The organism is Anaerolineales bacterium (assembly GCA_015075725.1).
Taxonomy (GTDB): Bacteria; Chloroflexota; Anaerolineae; order Anaerolineales; family Villigracilaceae; genus Villigracilis.
Genome location: JABTTV010000002.1, coordinates 23496 through 34680, shown reverse-complemented (window position 1 = coordinate 34680; position 11185 = coordinate 23496). Strand labels below are relative to the sequence as shown.

At 55.1% G+C, this 11185-nt stretch carries 12 protein-coding genes and 1 tRNA gene; 2 read left to right on the top strand and 11 right to left on the bottom strand.

The annotated features are described in order from the left end of the window. Window positions 1-290 precede the first annotated feature (290 nt). Window positions 291-761, top strand: coding sequence for a 23S rRNA (pseudouridine(1915)-N(3))-methyltransferase RlmH (locus HS100_22970; protein MBE7436792.1), 471 nt, complete (start codon window positions 291-293; stop codon window positions 759-761). On the opposite strand, the gene HS100_22965 is transcribed toward HS100_22970, so the two are convergent. The 3 genes from HS100_22965 to HS100_22955 form a co-directional block, all read right to left on the bottom strand. Continuing rightward, window positions 762-2081, bottom strand: coding sequence for a Fic family protein (locus HS100_22965; GenBank protein ID MBE7436791.1), 1320 nt, complete (start codon window positions 2079-2081; stop codon window positions 762-764). Between the two features lie 2 nt (window positions 2082-2083). Next, a complete protein-coding gene (locus tag HS100_22960; protein ID MBE7436790.1) occupies window positions 2084-2365 on the bottom strand; it encodes a hypothetical protein in 282 nt (93 codons plus the stop codon). Between the two features lie 61 nt (window positions 2366-2426). After that, window positions 2427-3263, bottom strand: a complete 837-nt coding sequence (locus HS100_22955) for a metallophosphoesterase (protein MBE7436789.1) — start codon at window positions 3261-3263, stop codon at window positions 2427-2429. A gap of 271 nt (window positions 3264-3534) precedes the next feature. Between HS100_22955 and HS100_22950 the strand changes: the two genes are divergently transcribed. Continuing rightward, a tRNA-Leu gene (locus tag HS100_22950) sits at window positions 3535-3621 on the top strand. Window positions 3622-4067: 446 nt separating this feature from the next. Here the strand turns inward: HS100_22950 and HS100_22945 are convergent. From HS100_22945 to HS100_22910, 8 genes are all read right to left on the bottom strand, one after another. Beyond that, entirely contained in the window at window positions 4068-4439 is a 372-nt protein-coding gene (locus HS100_22945) for a hypothetical protein (GenBank protein MBE7436788.1), read from the bottom strand. A 159-nt stretch (window positions 4440-4598) separates the two neighbouring features. Beyond that, window positions 4599-5063 carry a hypothetical protein gene (locus tag HS100_22940; protein ID MBE7436787.1) on the bottom strand — a complete coding sequence of 155 codons (465 nt, stop codon included), beginning with the start codon at window positions 5061-5063 and terminating at the stop codon, window positions 4599-4601. A gap of 26 nt (window positions 5064-5089) precedes the next feature. Continuing rightward, window positions 5090-5650 carry an elongation factor P gene (efp, locus tag HS100_22935; protein ID MBE7436786.1) on the bottom strand — a complete coding sequence of 187 codons (561 nt, stop codon included), beginning with the start codon at window positions 5648-5650 and terminating at the stop codon, window positions 5090-5092. Between the two features lie 36 nt (window positions 5651-5686). Continuing rightward, window positions 5687-6673 (bottom strand): EF-P lysine aminoacylase GenX, encoded by a 987-nt coding sequence (gene genX, locus HS100_22930; GenBank protein ID MBE7436785.1) that lies wholly within the window; start codon window positions 6671-6673, stop codon window positions 5687-5689. A 28-nt stretch (window positions 6674-6701) separates the two neighbouring features. After that, complete coding sequence (locus HS100_22925) at window positions 6702-6923, bottom strand: 30S ribosomal protein S18 (protein ID MBE7436784.1); 222 nt, start codon at window positions 6921-6923, stop codon at window positions 6702-6704. Between the two features lie 244 nt (window positions 6924-7167). Next, a complete protein-coding gene (locus HS100_22920) occupies window positions 7168-7611 on the bottom strand; it encodes a single-stranded DNA-binding protein (GenBank protein ID MBE7436783.1) in 444 nt (147 codons plus the stop codon). Between the two features lie 90 nt (window positions 7612-7701). After that, window positions 7702-8241 carry a 30S ribosomal protein S6 gene (gene rpsF / locus HS100_22915; GenBank protein MBE7436782.1) on the bottom strand — a complete coding sequence of 180 codons (540 nt, stop codon included), beginning with the start codon at window positions 8239-8241 and terminating at the stop codon, window positions 7702-7704. 270 nt (window positions 8242-8511) lie between these two features. Continuing rightward, a complete protein-coding gene (locus HS100_22910; GenBank protein MBE7436781.1) occupies window positions 8512-10752 on the bottom strand; it encodes a hypothetical protein in 2241 nt (746 codons plus the stop codon). Between the last annotated feature and the right edge of the window lie 433 nt (window positions 10753-11185).

The following is an 11185-nucleotide window of genomic DNA, read 5'->3' as shown; positions in this document are numbered from 1 at the left end:
TCTCCCGATGAAGAAAGACGTGTCTGGCTGTCTCGATGTCCCGTGAGAAAGAAAAACCGCTTGGAGTGCAGACCAAGCGGCGAAAAAACCATGGTGGTTCGCGCTTAGCCTGTGTGAGAGAATTCACTCATACGATGATCGAGGCATGTGATCCGCTGTCGCGGACCGGGCGAACCAGAGGTCCCCTCATATGGGTACAGGGACATGGTCAAAGTCGCCGTAATAATAATGAAGACAGAGCCCCCTGTCAAGTCCCCCTCTGTATGAAGAGTGGATAACCCGATACCTTTATGAAAACCGTATATATTCGAACGATTGGACGGCTCCCGGAGCCTTGGCAACGGGAAGCGGAATCCATGTATTCTGCCCGTCTAAAGCCCTTTACGAAGCTTGAAATTGTCGAGCTCCCCGAAGGACAAAAAGGTTCGGCCAAGCCGAATGCGGAAGCGACGAAAAAGGCGGAGGCCGCATCTCTCCTACGAGGTGTACGCGATGATGCAGTCGTCGTGGCGCTGGATGAGACCGGAACGGAGATGAACTCGGTGGCGTTCTCAAAGAATCTTTCCGAGTGGAGCGGCCGCCGTCCGGTTATATTTCTCATCGGCGGCTCCTGGGGCCTTCATCAAGACGTCAAAAAAAGAGCGAATGTGTCGCTCTCGTTCGGAATAATGACGCTCCCCCACGGCTTGGCGCGCATCGTGCTTCTGGAACAGCTCTACCGCGCGTGCATGATCGAGGCCGGGAAGACGTATCATAAGTGATCACTTCGCACCGAGAGTGTCATAGAGATGCTGGAAATAATCGTCGTAAGCTTTTTCTTTTCCTTTTGCCGTCATGCCTTTGAAATATCCTGAACGTTCTCCGATCTCATACATACCGCCGCCGAGAACGGCGACCGCAACGGGATTATTCCCGAGCGTCTTCCGGACATAATTGTAGTAGCTCGCATCCCGTTTTGTGTCGGGCGTATACCCTTTTTTGGCCATCAGGAACTCCGCGAACAACATTGCTGTACTCCCATTCCGGTCAGAGAAGGGATGAATATTCAGAAGGTCGTTGTGGAGCTTGGCAACAGAAACCTCATATCGAAGTTTATTCGGATTATTCGCAACCAGCCATTCCGCTCGCGCCATCAAATGGCCCATCTCTTCGGGAACGTCCTCGCCGAAGGTCCCGACCCGCCCACCGCCGTAGACGACCTGTTGGTCACGCGTATGCCGTATCGTCGATATTTCCCTCGCGACGATGCCTTTGTTGTTGATGCGATGTAATTCTTCCAAAAGCTCAATGGAAGGCTCGCGATCCGAATGCTTCCGAATGAACTCCGCAACATTTTTCCTATTCTGCATCTTTAACGCTTCCAGTTCCTGTGATGTCCGTCCGTACAATTCCGACATGAGTTCATCTTCTGGGAGGAATTCATTCCGCATGTCTGAAACACGCTTCCGCCTTCGGTAGATATCAACCTCTATCACCTCTTCAAACTCCTTGAAGACTTCGTCATACGTTTTTTTCACGTCTTCCGGGCTCGTTTTCTTCGATTCGCCGATCGCTCGGAACCGTTCGTAAAAGGCATCCCACAATGCCATGTCATCCTCGCTCTCAATGGAGATGAGTTTTGCCATATGAGACATCGTGTCCATGAGTTCGCGCAACGCTGCCTTTTTTTCTTCAGGGGTTTTGATGCTTTCAAATGCCTTCTGCAAGGTATCCATTTTTTGGAATGCCTTCAGCGTGAGCTGGCTTGCGAGCGATGCTTCGAGATCTTCCTTCTTCGACGATTCCCTGGTAGCCGCCATGAAGACGGCTGTCGTTTTCTTCCGTTCAGATTCCGTCATGTCATCTTCATGCAGTCCGTACGCACTCAAAACGGCATTGAGATCTTTTCGTGTTTCTGCATCCGGTTCCTCGCCATATGCCGCAATGATCTCCAGAGCTACCTTTGGATCCAATTCCTCCTTTTCAAGGATCTCGAGAAGAGCCTCCCGCTCTACGGCTTTTGATTCACGAGATGCTGCTTTCTGTTCTTTTTGCGGAAGCGTTTCTTTACGAGGCGCCTCCGGCGTCACTTCAAAACGCATACTTAGCTGTTATTCGACGAAAGAAGTTCGCGGATATGTTCCACGAGGGCATCGCGCGCTTCCTGATCCTCTTTTTCCATAATCAACACCAGCCTTCCCTCGACTTCGGGATTGCTCTTCAAAAAATCCAAAACGGCCTCATTCGACATATGCTCCCCATGGGATTTCGCGGCCATGAGCGCGTCCTGTGCAATGCGCCGAAGACGCTCTAGGGAAGCTCCGTCTGTCCGGAGATTTTCCTTGATTTGGCCAAGTACCTGCTCCTGGAAAAACTCGGTCTTCATAGATTCCATTCTGGCACCGGACGAGAAAAAAGAAAAGACATCCCGGGAGGCCGAAATGTCTTTATGAGAAGCGTCTGGACTGCACCCGTCCGTCGCGGCACATGAGCAGACGCGGTTTTGCGTAATCGCTTCCCACGCTCCAGCAGGTTGCCCGTCCGATGCGTGCCGCGCGCTGCATGTGGGAGTGGCCGCAGAACGCCGTTCGGATATTGGAGCGGGACGCGATGATGTCCCCGAATCGTTCCGATCCGAGAAATGCGTTGGCGAAACGCCAGCGCCTTGGAACCAAGAAGCGGGGTCGGAACAGCAGATTGCTGGTCGGAAGGTGATGGAGAATTGGCACGACTTCGCCTGCGTTCCGGACCTCATGGAGGTGCCGGGCAAACTTCTCCGCCAACAATGCTGCCACCTCCGTGTCACTATGAGTCCAGCGAACGTACTCGGCATCGCTCCAGATTGGCTCATGATCGCCGGGAAATACCTTTGACCGATACCATTCCAATGCAATGCCGATATGTTCCCGAAAACTGTAATCGTACCAGCCCATGGTGCCGACGTACGCTACGTCGCCGACAATAAGAGGTTCGCGCTCCAGGGGATGGAACCCCTCTTGTTCGAACAGGTCCGCCGTATGGAGGAATCGTTCCCAGGAATCCGCTTCCGCGGAGACCCACACATCGTGGTTTCCAGCAATCGCCGCTTTCCGCGCCTCTACGTTGCGGAACAATCGCAGACAGGATCGTATCCCGTCGTCATCATTGGAGAGGTCGCCGCCCAAAAGCAGGACGTCTTCCGGTTGACAATGCTCCTTGAGCCAGCGTGCGAGCGATTCAATCGCCCGGTTGCCCTCGCTCGAGTGCCCGAAATGCAGATCGCTGGTAACGTACAGCATGCTCATGCTTCGTGGTGCCAAATGTGCAATGAAGCTTTTTACCTGATTATTTAGAATTTGTCAAGGCTCCTAGACAAAACCGGCCGGCCCGCATCCGATCAAAAAGAGATACGGCGTCTTGCAAAGAGTCAAAAAAACATATATTCTCCGTCAGATTCGTCCATCCTGTGTTCGTGGCGGCGAACTTTGGAGGACATGCGGGCAAGTGGCACCCCACCCTATGCCCTACGTGAAGGATTTTGGGGGACGGAGCAATGCGCAATCTCGAACAGAATATGGGCAGGTGGCGGAACTGGCATACGCACCAGGCTTAGGACCTGGCGGGAGCAATCCCTTGTGGGTTCAAGTCCCACCCTGCCCACCAACGAAAAGATCGGCGGCAGAGCCGGTTTTTTGTTTTTCGGGCTAAACTTGCCCAGAATTGCCATTCAAGCCCCAAATCGACGCTATTTCGATTTATCCGATTGCCTGACATCGCGTTGGCATACCCAATTTTTTGGTAATAAATCTACAAAATCACAACACACAAATTTCCTATTCTTACAGAGAATTTATCGTGTTGCGTCTTTAGGTTCTATTGGGATTGGCGGCGGAATATTTGGCGGCGGCTCCGGAGGCGGAAGCTCCTGCCGTTCCACTGTTGGACCCGGATTCCCAACCGGCGGTATCGCCTTTGTCTTCCCGCCAATACACCCTTGGCCGCTAAGGATCAACATGCTCCCGAGAATGAGTATAGCGAAACGTTTCATACGGAGTAGTTTATCACGGGTCGAAAAGCACGAGAACCCGGAAATTTTCCTTTACCGTATTTTAGGATAAAAGACGATTCGCCTCTGCTTCGCAGGCAAAAGCCAACGACTCTACCGCATCCCGCTCTTCCGTCTTTTCTTTTGCGGGAATGTCGAGAAGGAGGGATCCGTATAGACGATTCAGAAGCATCAAATGGACATCGGGCACCGAAACAATATCGGACAATTCCCGTTTTGCCATGTCCATCCAAACGTCCGTAATGCGCGCGACATGTTGGGGAGTTCTTTCCTTCGGCGAAAGCGCGAGCCACTGTCCCCACAATGGAAATGCAACGTCATATCCGGGCTGGCGCCAGCTCCAAAAGTGGTTGGCAAACACGATCCACTCGTTGCCTGACATGCGCACATCGGCGCCGGAAAGATGCGGATGCATAAAGATCAAAGCATCCCCCTCTTGCTGAAGCGGGCCTTTCAGCCTGCAAAGAATGTGGGCGTAGCGGTCGATCCATTCAGGATTCCGCTTACGCGCGAGTTCGGTCCACGTTTTGAGCTGTTGTTTGGCAAATGCGGCGCGGCTTGTATCCGGAATGTCCTAGAATGGCTTGGTCACGGTCTTTCGCAATTCCCTATAAAAAGGCGCGAAGGATTCCGCCGCCGTTTCGGGCGATCCGGCCGGATCGAACAGGGACGGCGCATCTACGTATTCGTCGACGGTATAGGCATATCCTTTTGTTTCATCGAAAGGTTCGGACAAAAATGTCTCGGGCGGACGGACGCGCGAGCCTTTGCATTGCGCCCTGAACGACTGGCGAATATTTTCTTCATCGATTTCGAGTTTGATGTTTTCGATACGGAGAAGAGCGGGCTTGCCTTGGAATATTCCGAGGAACCGATAGCGCCAATTCTTGTTGGGATCGTAAATGAACCGGCGATGAAGTTCCCCGTCCAGCTCAAAACCGATATGCCGAGAAACCTCCGAAGCCGCGCGCTTTACCCACGGCGCAAAATCTTCTGTCGCATCGAACTTTTCAACGATGGTATTCCGCTCAAACGACATAGAGCATCAAAAACGGACCCGTTATGCTAGGCCCGCTCTACATACTCCCCCGTATCGGTATTCACGATGACCTCCTCGCCCTGATTGATGAAGATCGGCACACGGATGGTAAAACCCTGCTCAACTTTCGCCTCTTTGGTGACATTCCCGCCGGCCGTATCGCCTTTGGTCGCCGGTTCGGTTTCGACGATCTTGAATGTCATTTTTTTCGGGAGCGACATGGCGATGGGCTTGCCTTCATAAAAGGACAAAATCACATTCATGCCGTCCTGCAGATACTTCGCGGAGTCTCCCAGCTGATCTTCGCGCATGGAATGCTGCTCATACGATTCGGGATCCATAAAATGAAATCCGCTGTCATCATGGTACAGATACTGCATGGTTTTATGCTCCACATCCACAAAGGTAACGCTTTCGGAAACTTTGTACGTCTGTTCCAATGTATTGCCGGTGCGGACGTTCTTGATGCGGCATCGAACGAACGCCGCGCCTTTGCCCGGGTTGATATGCTGGAATTCCGTCACCACCCACGGATCATTATTGTGGAGGAGAACGACGCCTTTTTTTATTTCATTCGGACTTGCCATATACGGGCGTGAGTATGCGCGAAGCTTTGCGTTTCGTCAACGGCTGAAACGTTCGCGGGCAGAGAACGGAATAACCTCGTTTATGGACGCCGCACCCGTAAGAAGCATAGCGAATCGATCCACGCCGAATGCCGTGCCCACCGTATTTCCCATGTCCGGCAATGCTCGGAGAAGCGCTTCGTCAACCGGCCAGACGTCTTTTCCGAGCTTCCGACGCATCTCTTGCTCTTCAAGAAAGCGCTTGCGTTGTTCGTTCGCATCCGTAAGTTCCGCAAAGCCGTTCGCGAGTTCCAGGCCGCCGATATAGAGCTCAACACGGTCCGCAAAACGTTGGTCGTTCGTCGTGCGTCGAGCAAGCGCGGCCTGCGAGGCAGGATAGCGATACAGAAAGGTCGGTTCGCTCCCGAGCTTCGGCTCGATTGCGGAGAGGAAGATCTTGAAATAGATGTCGTCCCAACTGTCGCTCTCTGAAACGGTCTGGCCATGTTCCAACGCGACGCGCGCCATTGCTTCCCGATCTTCGAGCAGCGGAGCGAGTTCGGTGCCCGCATACATTCTCCACGCCTCTTCGCATGTCACTCTCCGGAACGGCCCGTCAGGTATCAGCGAGCTCTGCCCCACGGCCCACGGCTCACGCCTCACGGCCTTCACCATTTCCTCCGTCTCATCCATTAATGAATCGAGGTCGGCATTTTTCCGATACCACTCAAGCATTAAAAACTCCGGGTCATGCGAGCCGTCGAACGGTTCTTCATTTCGAAAACACGGGCCGAGGTCGTAGATACGATCCATTCCCGCGGCCAGGAGTTTCTTCATGGAATATTCCGGGCTCGTGACGAGAGCGGCGGGATGCGGCGCGCCACCCTGTTCGATAACTTCCGTCCAGAACGGTTCGAGATGCGGCTCCTGACCGGGAAGCCCCACGAGCCGCGGCGTATGCATTTCCGTATATCCGCGCTCATCAAAAAACTGCCGAATGGCCTTCACCGCGGCAGCCTTTTGTTTTAACCATTCAATATTCATGATTCGTGCCGAAAAAACATCCGCAATACTATCGCACCAAATACGGCAAAAGACCCATAAAACGGCTGCGCTTGATGGCGTTCGCAAGCTTGCGCTGATGCCAGGCGCACACGCCGGAACGCTTGCGCGGCACGATTTTCCCGAAACTCGAAAGGTAACGCCGGAGCTGATCCGTGTCTTTGTAATCGATGACGTCCTTATTGTTCTTGCAGAAGAAACACTGGCGGTCTTTTACTGGCTGTTTGGCCATAATAGGGGGTCACGAGTCTCGCAGCATGCCGGATCCGGGTGAATCGCGGCACCGGAGATTGGTGATGGCTCAGGGGTAGTTAGTAGTTCGTAGTACGTAGTTTGTAGGCGGTGGTTCGTGGAGCGGTTCTAAGGTTCCAGAATTTTAGGGTTAGGATTTTTGAACGCTACAACCCTGAAACCCTGGAACTTTGGAACGGTCGCTTCTAGACGGAGATATGATGGACCTCTGCGGTTCGTGGATGCTAGAACGGGATGTCCTCGACTTTTATTTCTTCCTCTCCCATGGTCTTCTCGACCGCCGGGGCCCCGGCGTGAGCCGGGACCGGGGTGGCGGCCTGCAGAGGTTCTCCGCTCTGCGGGGCCTTATCGAGCATAATCACGTTTTCGGCGACGATTTCCGTGCGCTGGCGCTTTTGTCCGTCCGGCGTTTCCCAGTCGCGAGTCTGCAGGCGTCCTTCCACATACACCTTTCGGCCCTTGGTAAGGTATTGACCGACGATTTCGCCGAGGCGCGCCCAGGCGACCACATTGTGAAATTCGGTGCGTTCCTGTTTTTGCCCCTGCGCATCCGTCCACATACTGTTCGTGGCGACGGCGAAGTTGGCGACGGTCTGGCCGCTTGTGGTGGTCCGGACCTCTGGATCGCGCGTAAGATTGCCGATAATCATGGCTCGATTGAGATTCATCATATGAATGAAACGTAATAGTGAGGCGGGGGGATACTTTTAGCGTGACAGGTCAGGATATCCTGTCAAGCGAGACAAATTTCCGCTTTGTTACGCCTTTTCATCCAAAGCCTCATCAATCTTTTTCTGAAGATCCTCGGCGGAAAGCTGTTCAAGCTTTGCTTCCGCTTCGGCAGGCCGAACCTCCTTTGAACCTTCCAGGGCCGCGACGCCGGCTTTTTGTTCCTCTCGCTCCTTTTCAGGACTCTCCTGCTTTGTCGGCGCTCCTTTTCGAGGACGCATCTTTCGCTTGTCCTCCACCACAACCGGCTGGAATTGCACGAGCCTGAACTCCCCGCCCGCCTCCTCGGCATTCAGAATAATGTATCGGAGGACTTCCTTCGGAATCAGACGGAGGCCTTCGCTTACGCCAATAACCGCGCCCGGTTCGGACTGAAAGCGCAAAAGCACATAGTGTCCGTACGTTTCATGCTTTATCGGGTACGCGAAACGGAGCTTTCCGAGACGGAGCGTTTTTACAACCGTCGCCGCATTCTTTTCGAGAATGGCGGAGACATTTTTTTCCACGTTTCCGAGCTCTTCCTCCGTAAAGCTCGTCGGCACAATATACAGAAGTTCGTACTCTCGCATGTCTTTAGGCACGTCTCCCTGAAACCCGCGGGCGGATGTTCGGGAGCAAACCGGCCGGAGCCGGAATATGGACGGCCTCTTATGTTTAGAAGTGGGGCGAGCATAGGGAATATTGCGCATATTGTCAAGCATGACGGCGTATCGAAAACACCCAGCTCGAGTCCGGAGCTGGGTGTTATCATGAGACCGTTTCGTCCGCCGGCGGCGGAACGGGCAGGCGGGCCCGAAGGTGCGACAGTTCCACGAAATCGTGGCCGGGACGCACGGCGCTTACCCGGAGACTTCTTTTCCAATATTCAAACCCTGATACACCCGCGGGTCGGAAAGCTGAAAGAGCCGGATGCAGTCATGGCCGCATCGAATGCTGAGCCCTGCCAGACGGTACAGGCAGGAAAGCTCGTGCGACGTACGGATTTCAAACGGCCGTGAAGAGGTGACCTTTTGCAGGATATCCGTGAACAGCGCCACGATGTCTTTGCGCGTCATTTCCACCGGAGCTGGATCGGGTCCGTTTTCCTCCGGCGGCGACAGCGACTCGCACACGCCCGGCCGCGACAGCTCGCCGAGCTGAAGAAGGCGGCCATTGGAGTACACATGCATTTTGCACAGAAGGCTGAACGCGGACAGTTCCACGGCCGTACCGACTGTAAACGGCATTTCGTGGGAATACCGGCTCGTCATCCAGTCGATCGCGCCGATAAAATGCCTGCGTTCCGCGAGTGTCAGGGCGTTCATGGAGACGGCCGCCATCCCCATGGTGGTGGTTCCCGTGGACCGATGGGCAGGAGCCGAATCGTCGGAAAGCTCCTGCTCCCGCCGATCGGGAACCTGCGCCTCCTCGGAGGCATGCTCACCGCTTTCGGATTTTAGAATGACGGCGCTCCGCATGCGGTCGCGCGCCCGCGTTTCTTGCAGCGCGTTCCGGACAAGCGTCTGCTCATCCTGGAAATCATCATCCAGAGCTCCGCGAACGGAGCCCGGAGCATAGGTTTCTTCCACGGGATCAGCGATGAGCGCGGCGACGATGTCCTGATGGCCGGAGCCGCCCTGCGGATCGGCATTTTCATCCACCGTAGGCATGGGTTCGCCGTGCGGAGCATCCGGGGATGCTGGCTCGGACGCGATGCGCTCCTGCCCTTGGGAGGCGAGCTGCGCCTTGAGCGACGCATTCTCTTCCAAAAGCTCCGCATAGGTTCGAACGCGTTCTTCCGGCTCACCGTCCAATTCGGGAATCGCGGCCACTCTCGCGAGCAGTTCGGACTGCGACTCCACGGAGTCGTAGAAACGCTGAATCTTGTGCGAAAGCGCATCCAGCGGCGCAAAATCCAGCTGACCCGCCTCGTGATCCGGCGGATCCAGGCGCGCCGCCATATACACGCGCGTGGCGCTGTCCTTCAGGCGCGCTGCCGAAGCTTCGAGAAGGCGTTGTACGTGCCGCGCCCGTTCTCCCACGGGCAAATCGCGCGATGACGGTGCAGAGCCGCCCAGGAGGCGCTCCATGACGTCGAATGACGTCCGTGTCGCCATGATTTCCGAAACCATGGCTGGCGGAATGGCTTCTCTCGCGCGGGGAAGGTCTTCGTCCCGCAATTTCGCGAACTCGGACGCCATACGCGTCCGTTCACGTTCTTTTTGTACCAACGCCGCATTCGCGCGGACGAGATCTTCTTGAGCCCGGCTCAATTCTGCGGTTTTGGCGTCGTATTTCCGCATGAGACGCGCGTGTTCCGCATGGAGTCCGTCGCGTTCGTTCACGACCTCGTCGCGTTCATGGCGCATGCGGCGGAGTCCTGCCGCGTTCCGCGACGCATTCCGCCACAATACGCCAAAGGCGAGCATGAGGAATGCGCAAATGACGAGAAAAGCGGTGCGGAGACGATTGTCCGCCTCCAGCGCATGAATGCGTTCGGCTTGCAATGCAAGATCGCGGCGGAGCGCCGCCACGTCTTCACGATCGCCGGCGGCCGAAATCTTTTCCGGAGCCGGCGGAAGCGCTGGCGCCCCGGACATGGGGGCGGATGTTGGCGCCGTAAATGGAGCCGGAACAGGTTCCGAGGCCTTCGGTTCCGGCGATGGCGGCGGCGCTTCATCCAGAGATTCCACGTTCGTCTCGGGAAGTTCTCCGCGCAGGCGGATAGCAGATCCCGGGACAATGAAGACGAAGCGCTGCTCTTCCGGGCAATTGTCCCAAATGGCATTGCTCCGGCGCAGCTCCAGGCCCGAAAGACCGGGCGACACTTTCATCTTCCCCTTGATGAGGCAGGTCGCAATGGTTCCTTCGGGGTTCAGCGCGCGGATAGTGAACGGATCCACCTTGAACGTCCGCGCGAAATTGTCCGTGGTGAATTGAGCCCCTTCGTGGACAATGACGCGATCTGGATCTTTCGGATCCATGTGAAAATCAATGCCGGGATCGACACGCGCTGGGTGCGCGAGAGCCATCCCGGCCATGGCGGTAAGCGTACAGCCGGTTGCGAGGACAGCGATCACGAGATGATTGACTCGCTTCATGTCCCCTCCTTTCCTGTTGTCGAAGTCCAATGCAGTGACGGCATATTCCGTCTCTGCGGTTCTACTGCACATGTTCCTGAAAATCATGTCAAGAAATGGTGGTGAGGGACCGAGAGTGTGGGAGGTTGGCCGTGGGCCATGAGCCTTGGACCATACGGTGAACGGGATGCGAAAAGGACATAGTGCGTAGGACGTAGTTATGTAGGGGGAGCATAATTCTCCCCGAACCCCATAACCCTTCCCTTTGCCCTCTTTCCCAATTCACAAAAGCTCACATCTATAATCTTCTCCATAACCCATAACTCGTAACCTGTTTCCCTTAGCCCTTGGCTCTGTGCCCTTAGCTTTGCCATAGCCCCGAGGCCCATGATTCTTAGCTCTGAGTCATTCGCGTAATTCAAAAACGCCCGTTCCGCGGAAGTTGGGCGTTTTG